Here is a 13,156-nt window from a genome sequence, read left to right on the forward strand (position 1 = left end):
GCGGTTCCTTCTCCTTGGCGACTGTGGTCGCGGTTCGTCAAGTGGTGCGGGGGTGGGTCAGCCGGCGAACCGGCGTCGGGCGTCCTGCAGGCGGGTGAGCGTGGTGCCGTCGATGACCTCGGAGCCCACCTGGATGCGCATCCCGCCCAGGACCTGCGGGTCGACGCCCACGTTGACCTGGACGGCGCTGCCGTAGGCGCGCTGGAGGATCTCGGCGAGCCGGGCCTCCTGCGCCTGGGTGAGCGGCGAGGCCGCCGTCACGTTCGCGACGACCCGGTCACGCCGGGCGGCGGCGAGCTCACCCACGCGCCGCAGCGCGCTGGCGAGCGAGCCGGCGCGCGGGGTGGTGACGAGACGCCGCACGATGAGGCGGGTCTCGGCACTGGCGCGCTCGGCGATGAGGGAGTCGATCAGGGCGGCTCGTCGCTCGGGAGCGAAGTCCCGGTTGGCGAGGGCCGCGCGCAGCTCCCGGTCGGAGGCGAGCAGCCGCTCGGTGCGGAAGAGCTCCTCCTCGACCTCGAGCAGCACGCCGCGCGACTGCGCGGCGGACAGCACCGAGGCGGTGGCGAGCTCCTCGACGGCAGCGCCGAGGTCCTCGTCCGCGGACCAGCGCGAGCGGACCATCCCGGCGAGCAGGTCGACCGCCTCGGGGGCGACCTTGCCGTCGAACAGGGCGCCGACGAGGCGCGCCTTGGCATCACCGGTCCGTGCCGGGTCCGTCAGCGCCCGCCGCAGCGAGCCGGAGGACGCCAGCGTGTCGGTCACCTCGAAGAGCTGGGTGCCGAGCTCACGCCCGCGCTCGCCCGCCTCGCGGAGGGCGACCTCCCACCGCTCGCTCGCCGCACGCAGTGCGGCCTGGCTGCTCGCTCGCATCACGCCTCCGTCGCCCCGCCGACCTTCTCCCCGCCGGGGACAAGCTCGGTCTGGGAGTCGAGCTCGTCGAGGAAGCGGTCGATGACACGCTGACGACGCTGCTCGTCGGCCAGGGACTCACCGACGATGCGCTCGGCGAGGGTGGTCGCCAGCGCACCGATGTCGGTGCGCAGGGACGCGGCGGCCTGCTGACGCTCCGCCTCGATCTGCCGGTGGGCGCTCTCGACGATCCGCTCGGCGTCCGTGCGGGCCTGGGCCCGGACGTCGGCCGCGATGACCTTCGCGTCCTCCTGCGCCTGCTCGCGGACACGGGCCGCCTCGACCCGCGCCTCGGTGAGCTCGCGCTCGATCTCCGAGCGCAGCTCCTCGGCCTCGGCCCGCGCGTTCTCGCCGGCCTTCAGACCACCCTCGATCTTCTCGGTGCGCTCGTCGAGGATGCGCGTGAAGACCGGGAGGATGAGCTTGACGAAGGCGAAGGCGATGATCGCGACGCAGACGAGCGACCAGATGATGTCGTAGTCCGCCGGGATCAGCGGGTTGGCATCCTCTCCCGCTGCCCGGACCAGGGCCGTTGCCATCATCAGAACACGAAGCCCGCGGCGAAGCCGATCAGGCCGAGCGCCTCGACGAGGGCCGCACCGATGAACATGTTGACGCGGAGGGGACCGGCAACCTCGGGCTGACGGGCCGTGGCCTCCTGGGTCTTGGCGACGAGAAGTCCCAGACCGATACCGGGGCCGATCGTGGCGAGGCCGTAACCGATGGTGGCGATGTCACCAGTGATTTCCACGGGGTGTTCCTTCCGTTGTTGTCCCAGGCCCATGCCCGGCACGTTGGGTGATGACCCGGCCCTCATGACCGGGTCGTCGATCAGGTCAGTGCGCTTCCTCGGAGAGCTGGATGTACACAGCGGTGAGGAGCGTGAAGATGAAGGCCTGGAGTGCCGCGATGAAGATCTCGAAGATCGTGAACGCGAAGCCGGCGGCCAGGGTGACCGACCCGAGGAGCTTGAGCCCGCCGGCCGCCTCGAAGAAGAGGAAGTGGGTGGCGCCGAAGCACAGCACGAGCAGCAGGTGGCCGACGAGCATGTTCGCGAGGAGTCGGATCGTCAGCGTGATCGGCCGCAGGATGAACGTCGAGAGGAACTCGATCGGCGTGAGGATGACGTAGAGGAACTTCGGCACGCCCGGCGGGAAGAGCGAGGACTTGAGGAAGCCGCCCGCACCCTGGGACCGCACGCCGGCGACGATGAAGCCGATGTAGGCGACGACCGCGAAGACGAGCGGCACGCCGATCACCGAGGAGCCCGCGATGTTGAGGAACGGGATGACGCCGGTGATGTTCATGGCGAAGACGCCGAAGAAGATCACGGTGAGCAGCGCCGTGGCGCGCCGACCGCTCTCCTTGCCGAGGACCTCCTCGGCGATGTTGACCCGCACGAAGTCGAGGGCCATCTCGATCGCGCCCTGGAAGCGTCCCGGCACGAGCCGGGCGCGACGGGCGGCGAGCCAGAAGACGGAGACGATAAGCAGCGTGGCGACGACGCGCACGAGCATGATGCGGTTGAACTCGAACGGAGTGCCCTCGAAGAGGAACGCGCCGGGGAAGAACTCGCCCTGCAGCGTCGGGGCGTGGAAGCCCTCGCCCTCACCGGCGGCGCTCGTGACGCCCACGGCCAGGGGGAGGAGAGTCGCGGCGGCAGACAGGGCGGACCCCCAAGAGTCGGTCGGGATGTGCGGTGAAGGACCGCGTTGTCAGGATCGGCTCAAGCCTAACGTATGCGCAGGACCGCCCAGGACCCCGCACGGGCGGCCGGGAGGCCCGAGGACCTTCGTCCCGCGACCCCGCCGGCGGGGTCGCCGGGGTGCCGCAGCACCGTGCGCCCGGTCACCGTGCAGGTCACGCCGGGTACGCCGCGGCACACCCGCACTCTCCCGGTGTCACCGGCGGTCGCGCGGCCCCTCTGGGCACGCGCGAGCCCGCGTCACCCGGGCCCCCGCACCGTGAGCAAGGCCACAGCGCGAACGCCTCAGACGCCGTCGTCCGGGCGGGCGGAGGGGTCGACGTTCGGCACGCGCGCCTTGAGCGCCGCCGACATCTCGATCCCCACGGAGCCGAGGATGGCGAGCACCAGGGTGGCGAAGAAGACCATCGGGTCGTAGAAGTCGCGTCCCCGCACGATGAGGAGGACGACGAAGACGACGACGACCTTCGCCAGCCAGCTCCCCACGAGCGCGGCGCTGGCCACGTACAGGGGCCGGTCCGCCGTCGCCACCATGACGACCGCCGTCGTGAGCGTGAAGAAGGCGACGAGGCCCGTGCCGAGCACCCCTCCCCACAGTCCCGGCATGCCCGCCACGAGGTAGCCGACGACGCAGCTGCCGACGCCGAGGACCACGAGAAGGATGGCCATCTGGCGCAGCGCGGTGCGGAACATCGTGCGCAGGGGGGACGGGGAGGTCATGCGGACTCCTTGGCGTGGCGGGAACGGCGCAGCCCGGGGAGCTTGCCGATGGTGACGAGCAGGGCGAGGACGACGGCGACGCCGCTGGCGACCAGCACCGTGCCGCCGTCGAGGACGACGAGCGCGGCGGCACTGAACGAGAAGACCGCGGTCCACAGGTACATGACGAGGACGGCACGGCGGTGGCTGTGGCCCCACGAGAGGAGGCGGTGGTGCAGGTGCATGCGGTCGGGCTTGAAGGGTGACTGCCCGGCGCGCAGCCGGCGCAGGACCGCGAGCGTCATGTCGAGCAGCGGCAGCAGGAGGACCGCCACCGGCAGGAGGATCGGGACGAAGGCGGGCAGCAGCTGGCCCACGGTGGCGCCGCCGGGGTCGATCTGGCCGGTCACGGTGATCGCCGCGGCCGCGACGGTGAGGCCGAGGAACATCGAGCCGGAGTCACCCATGAAGATGCGCGCGGGGTGGAAGTTGTGCGGGAGGAAGCCCAGACACGTGCCGACGACGGCGGCGATGAGCACCGTCGCGAGGTTCGAGTAGTCCCCCGGGGTCTCCGTCCGGGTGAGGAGGTAGGTGTAGCCGAAGAAGGCCAGCCCCCCGATCGCCATCATCCCCGCGGCGAGGCCGTCGAGGCCGTCGACGAAGTTCACGGCGTTCATCGCGACGACGACGACGAGGATGGTCGCGACGAGGGACAGCCGCGCCGAGCCGATGGTGAGACCGAAGACCGGGAAGGTGATGAGCTGGACGCCCTGCCACGCGATGAGGCCCGCGGCGAGCACCTGGCCCGCGAGCTTGGTCATCCAGTCGAGGTCCCAGATGTCGTCGGCGACGCCGAGGAGGCAGACGAGCGCCGCGCCGCCGAGGATCGCCCACGGCTGCCCGGAGTCGAGGACGCCGTCGAGGAAGGGGACGCGGGAGGCGAGGAGCAGCGCCACCGCGAAGCCGGCGAGCATCGCCAGCCCGCCCAGCCGGGGGGTGGGCACCGTGTGGACGTCGCGGGCGCGGACCGGGGTCAGCGCGTTCGTCAGCCGGGCCACCCGCAGCGCCACGGGGGTGGCGATGAAGGTGACGACGGCCGCGACGAGCATCACGAGCAGGTAGACCCTCACGGCCCGACGGCACCGTCCTTCGCGCCGTCGCCGTCGGAGGCGGGCCGCTCGACGTCGGTGATCTCCGGGACGACGGCGGTGAGCTCGTCCAGGCTCAGCGCCCCGGCGCGCACGATGCGCAGCGTGGGGCCGGTCGCGTCGATGATCGTCGAGGCCACTCCCCCGCGGGAGGGCCCGCCGTCGAGGTAGACCTCGACACGGTCACCGAGCGCGGTGGCGGCCTCGAGGACGGTCGTCGCCGCGGGGCGGCCGTGACGGTTGGCGCTGGAGACGGCGAGCGGCCCGGTCCGGGTGAGGAGGGCCAGGGCGATCTCGTCGTCGGGCATGCGCAGGGCGACGGTGCCGCCGGTGTCGCCGAGGTCCCACGCGAGGGTGGGCTGGGCGCGGCAGATGACGGTGAGCGGTCCGGGCCAGAAGGTCTCGAGGAGGGTGTGGACGGCGGCCGGTACGTCGGTGGCCAGCCCCGCGACCGTGGCGGCCGCGGGGACGAGGACGGGCGGCGGGCTCTGGCGTCCGCGGCCCTTGGCGGCGAGGAGGGCCGCGACGGCGCCGGGGTCGAAGGCGGCCGCGCCGATGCCGTACACGGTGTCGGTCGGCAGGACCACGAGGCCACCGGCGGAGAGGGCGGTGGCCGCGGCGTCGATGCCCTCGTCGCGGGTCTCGGGCTGGGTGCAGTCGTACACGCTCACGTACCGGATCCTCCCACGGGCACCGGCGCAGGGATGACATCCTCACCGGTCATGACCCACGTCCGGCGGGCCGTCCTCGCCCTCGCGATCCTCGTCCACCTCGCGGCGCTGTACGTCCCGCGGGTGCCGGGCGACGGTCCGGACCTCTTCCCGGGCGCGGACAAGGTCGCGCACGTCGGTGTCTTCGCGCTCGTCGTCGTCGCGGCGCTGTGGGCCGGGCTGCCGGCGCGGTGGGTGGTGCCGCTGGCGCTCGCGCACGCGGTGGTGAGCGAGGTCGTCCAGCACGTCCTGCTGCCGGGGCGCTCGGGCGACCCGTGGGACGCGCTCGCCGACGTCGTCGGCGTGGCCCTGGGGTGGGCCGCGGCCGCGCTGGTCACACGCGCCGGGCGACGACCATCCGGTCCCGGCCGGTGAGGTCCCGCACGGTGCGGACGTCGGTGAACGCGCCTGTCGCGGCGCACGCCTCGCGAGCCGCGGCGGCCTGGACCTCGGCGTGCTCCATGACGACGGTCCCGCCCGGGCGCAGCAGACGTGCCGCCGAGCGCAGGACGGCGCGCGGCACCTCCAGGCCGTCGGCCCCGCCGCCGTAGAGGGCGAGGTCGGGGTCGTGGTCGCGGACCTCGGGGTCCTGCGGGACGGCGTCCGGCGGCACGTAGGGCGGGTTGGAGACGACGACGTCGACCGTGCCGTCCAGCTCGGGCAGCGCCGTCGCGGCGTCGCCGGGGACGAGCGTGACGTGCGGCGCGAGGTCGGCGACGTTCCGGGCGGCGACGGCGAACGCCTCCGGGCTCAGCTCGACCGCCCAGACGGTGGACGCCGGCACCTCCGTGGCGACGGCGAGCGCGATCGCCCCGGAGCCGGTGCACAGGTCGACGACGCGTGGGGCGCTCACCTGCCGGGCGGCGGCGATGGCCTCCTCGGCGACGAGCTCGGTCTCGGGCCGCACGACGAAGGCACCGGGCTCGCTGACGAGGCGCAGGTGGCGGAAGAACATCTCCCCGGTGAGGTGCTGGAGCGGCTCGCGGCGCCGGCGGCGGTCGACGAGGACGGCGAAGGCGGCGAGCTGGTCCCCGCTCGGCCGTCCCGCGGTCACCAGCGGACCGCCGAGGACGTGCTCGGCGAGGAACCGCGCGTCGACGCCGGGCGAGGGCACCCCGGCCTCGGCGAGCAGCGCCTGTGCGCCGCGGACGGCCTCGCGCCAGGAGACGCCGACGGCGGCCTCAGGCATGGGCGGCGGCAGCGAGCCGCTCGGCGGCGTCCAGCTCGACGGCGGAGGCGATGACGGCCGCGAGGTCGCCGTCGAGCACGTGGTCGAGGTTGTAGGCCTTGAAGCCGGTGCGGTGGTCGGCGATCCGGTTCTCGGGGTAGTTGTACGTGCGGATCCGCTCGGAGCGGTCGACCGTGCGCACCTGGGAGCGGCGCGTGGCGGAGGCGGCCGCGTCGGCCTCCTGCTGGCGGGCGGCGAGGAGCCGCGCACGCAGGACGCGCATCGCCTGCTCGCGGTTCTGCAGCTGGGACTTCTCGTTCTGCATCGACACGACGATCCCGGTGGGGACGTGGGTGATGCGGACGGCGGAGTCGGTCGTGTTGACGCTCTGCCCACCGGGCCCGGAGGAGCGGTAGACGTCGATGCGGAGGTCGTTCTGGTCGATCTCGACCTCGCCGGGGTCGTCCACCTCGGGCAGCACGAGCACGCCGGCCGCGGAGGTGTGGATGCGGCCCTGGGACTCGGTGACGGGCACGCGCTGGACGCGGTGGACACCGCCCTCGTACTTGAGGCTGGCCCACACGCCGTCGGCGGGGTCGTCGAGGGTGCCGCGGGACTTCACCGCGACGGCGACGTCCTTGTAGCCGCCAAGGTCGGACTCGGTGGCGCTGATGAGCTGGGTGGACCAGCCGCGACGCTCGGCGTAGCGCAGGTACATGCGCAGGAGGTCGCCGGCGAAGAGCGCGGACTCCTCCCCGCCCTCCCCCGCCTTGATCTCGAGGATGACGTCGCGGCCGTCGTCGGGGTCCTGCGGGACGAGGACGGCGCGCAGGTGCTCGGCGGCGTCGTCGGCGGCCTTGCGGAGGGCCGGGAGCTCGGCGGCGAAGGACTCGTCCACCTCGGCGAGCTCGGCCGCGGCCTCGGCGTCGTCGGTGGCGGCGCGCCAGGCGGTGTAGGCGGACACGACGCGGCTGAGCTCGGCGTAGCGCCGCCCCAGCCGCTTGGCCTTGCCGGCGTCCGCGTGGACGCCGGGGTCCGCCAGGGCCGCCTCGATCTCGGCGTGCTCGGCCAGCATCGGCTCGACGGCCGTGAAGTCCTCACTCATGCCGACCCCCACCACCCCTTCGCATATGTCGGAAAAACGCGGTCCCACCCGCCCTGACACCGTACCGATCCCGCATATGCGGAGGGCGCGGGGGTGGGCAGACGACAGCGCCGGTGGGACTGTTCCCACCGGCGCTGGACGACGACTACTTGCGCTTGCCGTACCGCTGCTCGAAGCGCGCGACTCGACCACCGGTGTCGAGGATCTTCTGCTTGCCCGTGTAGAACGGGTGGCAGGCGCTGCAGACGTCAGCGTGGATCTCGCCGCTGGTGGCGGTGGAGCGGGTCTCGAACGTGTTCCCACAGGTGCACGTCACCATGGTGGTGACGTACTCGGGGTGGATGCCCTGCTTCATGTGTGTCTCCTTGGTGTGCTTCGCTCCCGGGTCGGCCCGCGCGGTACGTGCCGTGAACCGGAAGTCGACGTTCCATCGTGCCAGAACGCCGCGGCGTGCAGAAATCTTCCCACGGCCAGGGGGCCGGTGGGGTCAGTCGTTGCCCATCCCGGGTGTGGTCTTCTGCACGGTGAGCAGGAACTCGGCGTTCGAGCGCGTCTCGCGCATCTTGCCGAGGAGCAGCTCGACCGCCTGCTGCTGGTCCAGGGCGCTCATGACGCGCCGCAGCTTCCACACGATCTTGAGCTCCTCGGGCGACAGGAGCAGCTCCTCGCGGCGGGTGCCGGACGCGTTGACGTCCACCGCCGGGAAGATCCGCTTGTCGGCCAGGGACCGCGACAGGCGCAGCTCCATGTTCCCGGTGCCCTTGAACTCCTCGAAGATGACCTCGTCCATCTTCGAGCCGGTCTCCACGAGCGCGGAGGCGACGATGGTGAGCGAGCCGCCGTTCTCGATGTTGCGGGCCGCGCCGAAGAAGCGCTTGGGCGGGTACAGCGCCGAGGCGTCCACGCCGCCGGACAGGATGCGGCCGGAGGCGGGGGCGGCGAGGTTGTAGGCGCGCGACAGGCGGGTGATCGAGTCGAGGAGCACGACGACGTCCTGCCCCAGCTCGACGAGACGCTTGGCGCGCTCGATGGCGAGCTCCGCGACGATCGTGTGGTCCGAGGCCGGCCGGTCGAAGGTCGAGGCGATGACCTCACCCTTGACCGTGCGCTGCATGTCGGTGACCTCTTCGGGCCGCTCGTCCACGAGCACCACCATGAGGTGGACCTCGGGGTTGTTCGTCGTGATCGCGTTGGCCATCTGCTGCATGACGATCGTCTTGCCCGCCTTGGGCGGGGCGACGATGAGGCCGCGCTGGCCCTTGCCGATCGGGGCGACGAGGTCGACGATCCGGCCGGTCATCGCGGAGGAGACCGTCTCCAGGCGCAGCGGCTCCTGGGGGTAGAGCGGCGTCAGCTTGGAGAACTCCGGACGCTGGCGCGCGCGGTCGGCCGGGGCACCGTTGACGGAGTCGAGGCGGACCAGCGCGTTGAACTTCTGGCGCTGCTGCTCGTCCTGCGGCTGACGGACGGCGCCGGTGACGGCGTCCCCGCGGCGCAGGCCGTGCTTCTTCACCTGGTTGAGCGAGACGTAGACGTCGTTGGGCCCGGGCAGGTAGCCGCTCGTTCGGACGAAGGCGTAGTTGTCGAGGATGTCGAGGATGCCCGCCACGGGGAGCAGGACGTCGTCCTCGGTGACCTCGAGCTCGTCGAAGCCGGGCATGTCGGTCGTGCCGGGCCGTCGCTTGCGGTTGCGGTCCCGGTTGCGACGGCGGTTGCGACCGGTACGGTCGGTCTCCGGCTCGACGGCGCGGCGCTGGTCGGCGCGGCGCGCGTCCTCCCGGCGGTCGTCGACCTCGTCGCGCGGCGCGGGCAGCTCGATCGCCTCGAGGGCCTTGACGGCGCGCTCGCGGTCGACGGGCTCACGCTGCTGGCGCGCCGGGGGCTGCTCCTGCTGGTCCGCCTGCGCACGCTCGCGCCGCTCGGACCGCGCACGGTCACGCTGCTCAGCCTGCGCACGGTCACGCTGCTCGGCCTGCGCACGCTCGCGCTGCTCCGTCGGCGCACCGTCACGCTGCTCAGCCTGCGCACCGTCACGCTGGTCCGACTGCGCACGCTCGCGCTGCTCGGCCTGCGCACGCTCGCGGCGGGGCGGGCGCTGCCGCTCGCCGTCGCTGTCCGCGGCCTCGGCCACGGGGAGCGCGGTCTGCTCGGCGGTGTCGCCGCCCACGCGGGGCTGGCCGGCCTCGGCGGAGACACGCCGGCTGCGCCCGCGACGGGCGCGGCGGCGGGTGCGTCGGTGGAGGGGCGGCGGGGGCCTCGGCGGCCGGCGCCGCGGAGGGGGCCGGGGCGGCGGGCGCGGCGGCACCGGCGCCGCTCGAGCCCCCGCGGGCCTCGCGGATGGCGGCGACGAGGTCGCTCTTGCGCATCCGGGTGGTCCCCTTGAGTCCCATGCCGGCGGCGAGCGACTGCAGCTCGGCCAGCTTCATGGTGCTCAGCGAGCCACCGCCGGCGGGGGCCGTGGTGGCGTCAAGCTGTTCTGTCACGAGGTTCCTTCCCTCGGGCCCCAGGACCTGAGGCCGGGTAAGCCCGGACGACGTCCGGGGGTGATCACTCCGCACGACCATGACCGCAGACCGCGGCAGGAGATCGGGGGGAGGGTGCCACGGCCCAGGGGCTGGACACCCACATGGGATCACAGCCCGACGGCGCCGAGGCGCGTCCAGTGTAGCAGTCGGGCCTCCGCGGCAGGCGGGGACTGCTCGGCCCCCGGGACCGGGGAGTTCTGCCCATTGCCCCGCTCCCGCAGCACCGGCGATCATTCAGGCGACACGTCATGACAACCGATCCGGAGGGGGCAGCCAGTGGAGGTCGACGCCGAGGAGGTCAACCGGATCGTCGCGGCCCTGAGGGGCATCACCCTGACACCCCGTGCCGGCGCGGTCGCCGACACCGCCGTCGCGGGGCAGGAGCTCTCCGCCGTGCTGACGACGACGGAGGCGACCTGGGCCGCCGAGCTCACCACGCAGGACGCCGCGCTCGCCGCGCTGGCCGACTTCCTCGTCGCCGCGCTGGAGACCTTCACCGCCGTCGACGAGTCCCTCGCGACCGCCGCGGCCGGGGAGGGCTCGTGACGGGCCCGCGCGAGGCGGTCGAGCTCGCCCGCCGGCTCAACGCCGCAGCGGTCGCACCGGCCGCGACCCGGCAGGTCGCCGCCGTCGTGCGGACCGCCGGGGCCGCGTCCGTGCTGGGCCTGGGCGACGAGATGCTCACCCGTCCCGACGGCTCCCGGCTGCTCGCGGGCGGCATCCGCGCACGCCTCGCCGCCGGTGACGACGACGCCGGGGTCCGCGCGTGGCTGCGCGCCGTCGCCGACGCCCAGGAGGTCGTCGGCACGGCGTCCGTCCCGGTGGCAGACGCCGAGAGGGGCACCCGATGACCATCGCCGAGATCCTCGAGGGCCTCGACGACGCCGAGGCCGCCCGCGGCGACGCGCTCGACGCCCTCCAGGCCGATGCCGGGACGCTGATCGACACCCTCGACCACGCCGTCGGGCTCGCGCAGACGGCCGCCGAGCGCGGGTGCGCGGCCGTGTCCGCCACGCTCGACGCCGATCCCGCTGCGCTGCGCGAGGTCGTCGCCGGCTTCCGCTCCGACGCGGTCAGCTGTGCGTCCGCCGCCGACTCCCTGTCCGCGGTCTCCTCCGTCGCGCTGCCCGCCGGCCTCGTCGGCGTCACCGGCACGGCCGTCGGTGAGACGATCTCCGCGACACTCACCAGCCTCCGCCAGGAGGCGGAGGGCCAGGAGCTCGTCGCCCAGCACCTGTCCACCTACGCGGACGCCCTCGACGAGCTCGTCCAGGCCCAGACCGCCGAGCAGACCCGGGCCGAGGGCGGCAGGTCGACCCTCGCCGGCATCCAGGTGCCCGACTTCGGCGCCATGCACGGCATCTTCGGCTGGGACTCCCCCTTCCACGACGACTTCGACACGGCGCGGGAGATCGCCGGCTCGGCGCTGGAGGCGCTGCGCGAGGTGTTCTCCGCCGTCGTCGACTACCGCACCGCCCTCAGCGCCCTCCAGGACATGGTGGGGCCGACGGAGGTGGCGCTCGGGGACGCCAACGGCTACGCCCGCGTGGGCGGGGTCATCGCCGGCGGCGCCCCGGTGCCCGCGGGCTTCACCCCGCTCGACCTCATGACCTCCCACTACAGCTCGAGCCCCGACCAGCCCGACGCCTCGATCCTCTCCGACACCGAGTGGGCCCACTTCACCGAGCGGTGGAACTCCCTGTCGGACAAGGAGCGCGAGGAGCTGCTCGCGGCAATGTCGGGCGGCGCGGACGGTCGCGTCCCCGCGCTCGTCATGTCCGCGCTCGCCACCGGTGCGCCCCTGGCGGCCGTGCTCGCGCTGGCGAGCCGCCTCAAGGCGCTGGCCGCCACCCCGGAGGGCCGGGAAGTCATCTCCGAGGTCGCCGGCCTCGACCTCGCCGGTGCCGCGGGCGCCGCGGAGCCCGGCGTCCCCGGCAGCGGCAACGTCCTCGACGTCGGCGGGGAGGAGTACGACCAGGAGGGCCCCACGTGCGCGTCCACCGACCTGCTCCTCCTCGCCAGCCAGACCGACCCCTTCCTCGCGCTCATCATCGCGACCGGTGAGCCGGTCGACGGGTACTGGCCCGAGGTCCTCGAGAACGTCGCGCCCGCGGACCTCCAGGGCCTGACCCCGGCGGAGCGGTTCCGGCTGCTCCAGGTCGAGGCGCGCAACTACATCAACCAGGGCGACCCCGACCTCCAGTGGAGCCTGGGCGACGACCCGATGGACGAGCCCGGCAGCGTCCGCACTGGCACGGAGGCCGTCACGGGCACCACGCTCACCCCCGACGACGCGGAGTCGCTGGCCGAGATGACCCGCACCGTCGACGCCGGGCAGCCCGTCGCCATCTCCGTCACCGTCGGCGACTCCGGCGACCCGGACAACAACGGTGGCCACCAGGTGCTCGTCGTCGGGCACGAGAACGGCAGCTACCAGGTCTACGAGCCGAACACCGGGGTGTGGACCGTCAGCGCCGAGGACATGGCCGCCGGTGTCCTGCCGCCCGAGGTGGTCGAGAGCATCTTCGGCGACGACCGCTTCTTCGTCCACGACGGCTACTACCTCCCGTGAGCGCCCGTCGCCGCGCCGCCGCGGCCCTTCTCCTCGCCGTACTCGTCGGTGGCTGCGACAGCGCTCCGTCCCCCTCCCCCGACCCGACCGCGTCCCCGTCGCCGACGGCGGGTGCGGACGTCGACGCCGCCCGTCTCGCGGCCGTCGAGGCGGCGGTGCCGGTGGACGCGCTCGAGGTCCGCGAGGGCGGCGAGCGCTCCTGCGCGCCGGACGCGCAGTGCCTGCCCGGGACGGTCCGTTCGACGCTCTACGGCAGCGAGGAGCTGCGCGAGCGGAGCTGGGAGGCCACCGCGGGCTGGCTGCGGGAGGCCGTCGGGCCGTGGGCGGACGACGGCTGGCAGATCGTCTACTCGGTCTGCGCGCCGACCCGCGCGGGCACGGCGCTGGTCAAGGAGCTCGACGCCGACGGCGGCCCTTTCGTCGCGCTCGCCCGGCTCGACACCCGCGACGGCGCACGGACGGTGGAGGTCACGGTCCCGCTCGCCGAGGAGAGCGCCGACCCGTGGGAGACCACGCGCACGATGCTGCCCGACGCCGCGTGCTGGAACGGCGCGGCCCCCGACGCGCTCGTCGAGCAGTCGACCCCGCCCCGCACGAGCCCCTGAGCCCGGC

General features: G+C 73.6%; 16 protein-coding genes and 1 pseudogene. 5 read left to right on the forward strand and 12 right to left on the reverse strand.

The genetic code is table 11. The annotated features are described in order from the left end of the window. Nucleotides 1–57 precede the first annotated feature (57 nt). The 7 genes from ACWPXV_RS04110 to ACWPXV_RS04140 form a co-directional block, all read right to left on the reverse strand. Entirely contained in the window at nt 58–873 is an 816-nt protein-coding gene (locus ACWPXV_RS04110) for a F0F1 ATP synthase subunit delta (RefSeq protein ID WP_454084029.1), read from the reverse strand. After that, a complete protein-coding gene (locus ACWPXV_RS04115) occupies nt 873–1,454 on the reverse strand; it encodes a F0F1 ATP synthase subunit B (protein WP_454084030.1) in 582 nt (193 codons plus the stop codon). The genes ACWPXV_RS04110 and ACWPXV_RS04115 overlap by 1 nt, the downstream gene beginning before the upstream one ends. Beyond that, complete coding sequence (gene atpE, locus ACWPXV_RS04120) at nt 1,454–1,657, reverse strand: ATP synthase F0 subunit C (RefSeq protein ID WP_110851925.1); 204 nt, start codon at nt 1,655–1,657, stop codon at nt 1,454–1,456. The genes ACWPXV_RS04115 and atpE overlap by 1 nt, the downstream gene beginning before the upstream one ends. Nucleotides 1,658–1,748: 91 nt before the next feature. Continuing rightward, nucleotides 1,749–2,552 carry a F0F1 ATP synthase subunit A gene (atpB, locus tag ACWPXV_RS04125; RefSeq protein WP_454084109.1) on the reverse strand — a complete coding sequence of 268 codons (804 nt, stop codon included), beginning with the start codon at nt 2,550–2,552 and terminating at the stop codon, nt 1,749–1,751. Nucleotides 2,553–2,902: 350 nt separating this feature from the next. Next, complete coding sequence (locus tag ACWPXV_RS04130; RefSeq protein WP_454084031.1) at nt 2,903–3,337, reverse strand: hypothetical protein; 435 nt, start codon at nt 3,335–3,337, stop codon at nt 2,903–2,905. Continuing rightward, entirely contained in the window at nt 3,334–4,446 is a 1,113-nt protein-coding gene (locus ACWPXV_RS04135) for an MraY family glycosyltransferase (RefSeq protein ID WP_454084032.1), read from the reverse strand. Before ACWPXV_RS04135 ends, ACWPXV_RS04130 begins: the two co-directional genes overlap by 4 nt. After that, on the reverse strand, nt 4,443–5,135 hold the full coding sequence (locus tag ACWPXV_RS04140; RefSeq protein WP_454084033.1) for an L-threonylcarbamoyladenylate synthase: 693 nt from the start codon (nt 5,133–5,135) through the stop codon (nt 4,443–4,445). Before ACWPXV_RS04140 ends, ACWPXV_RS04135 begins: the two co-directional genes overlap by 4 nt. A 51-nt stretch (nt 5,136–5,186) precedes the next feature. Here ACWPXV_RS04140 and ACWPXV_RS04145 point away from each other — a divergent pair, with 51 nt between their 5' ends. Beyond that, nucleotides 5,187–5,549 carry a VanZ family protein gene (locus tag ACWPXV_RS04145; RefSeq protein WP_454084034.1) on the forward strand — a complete coding sequence of 121 codons (363 nt, stop codon included), beginning with the start codon at nt 5,187–5,189 and terminating at the stop codon, nt 5,547–5,549. Here the strand turns inward: ACWPXV_RS04145 and prmC are convergent. From prmC to ACWPXV_RS04170, 5 genes and pseudogenes are all read right to left on the reverse strand, one after another. Further along, a complete protein-coding gene (prmC, locus tag ACWPXV_RS04150) occupies nt 5,509–6,363 on the reverse strand; it encodes a peptide chain release factor N(5)-glutamine methyltransferase (protein ID WP_454084035.1) in 855 nt (284 codons plus the stop codon). The two genes, ACWPXV_RS04145 and prmC, sit on opposite strands and share 41 nt — an antisense overlap. After that, the gene (gene prfA / locus ACWPXV_RS04155) at nt 6,356–7,447 is read right to left on the reverse strand and encodes a peptide chain release factor 1 (RefSeq protein WP_454084036.1); all 1,092 of its coding nucleotides are present in this window, start codon (nt 7,445–7,447) and stop codon (nt 6,356–6,358) included. Before prfA ends, prmC begins: the two co-directional genes overlap by 8 nt. A gap of 145 nt (nt 7,448–7,592) precedes the next feature. Continuing rightward, nucleotides 7,593–7,802, reverse strand: a complete 210-nt coding sequence (gene rpmE / locus ACWPXV_RS04160) for a 50S ribosomal protein L31 (RefSeq protein ID WP_251303824.1) — start codon at nt 7,800–7,802, stop codon at nt 7,593–7,595. Nucleotides 7,803–7,934: 132 nt separating this feature from the next. Beyond that, the gene (rho, locus tag ACWPXV_RS04165) at nt 7,935–9,614 is read right to left on the reverse strand and encodes a transcription termination factor Rho (protein ID WP_454084037.1); all 1,680 of its coding nucleotides are present in this window, start codon (nt 9,612–9,614) and stop codon (nt 7,935–7,937) included. A 211-nt stretch (nt 9,615–9,825) separates the two neighbouring features. After that, nucleotides 9,826–10,206 (reverse strand): annotated as a pseudogene (locus ACWPXV_RS04170) (hypothetical protein); the annotation flags it as partial. Between the two features lie 42 nt (nt 10,207–10,248). Here ACWPXV_RS04170 and ACWPXV_RS04175 point away from each other — a divergent pair. From ACWPXV_RS04175 to ACWPXV_RS04190, 4 genes are read left to right on the forward strand one after another with little or no spacing between them, the layout of a single operon-like run. After that, the gene (locus ACWPXV_RS04175; RefSeq protein WP_454084038.1) at nt 10,249–10,518 is read left to right on the forward strand and encodes a hypothetical protein; all 270 of its coding nucleotides are present in this window, start codon (nt 10,249–10,251) and stop codon (nt 10,516–10,518) included. Then, nucleotides 10,515–10,823, forward strand: a complete 309-nt coding sequence (locus ACWPXV_RS04180) for a hypothetical protein (RefSeq protein ID WP_454084039.1) — start codon at nt 10,515–10,517, stop codon at nt 10,821–10,823. Before ACWPXV_RS04175 ends, ACWPXV_RS04180 begins: the two co-directional genes overlap by 4 nt. After that, a complete protein-coding gene (locus ACWPXV_RS04185; RefSeq protein ID WP_454084040.1) occupies nt 10,820–12,544 on the forward strand; it encodes a hypothetical protein in 1,725 nt (574 codons plus the stop codon). The genes ACWPXV_RS04180 and ACWPXV_RS04185 overlap by 4 nt, the downstream gene beginning before the upstream one ends. After that, nucleotides 12,541–13,149 (forward strand): hypothetical protein, encoded by a 609-nt coding sequence (locus ACWPXV_RS04190; RefSeq protein WP_454084041.1) that lies wholly within the window; start codon nt 12,541–12,543, stop codon nt 13,147–13,149. The genes ACWPXV_RS04185 and ACWPXV_RS04190 overlap by 4 nt, the downstream gene beginning before the upstream one ends. Nucleotides 13,150–13,156: the final 7 nt, after the last annotated feature.

This window comes from Georgenia sp. Marseille-Q6866 (genome assembly GCF_965111665.1).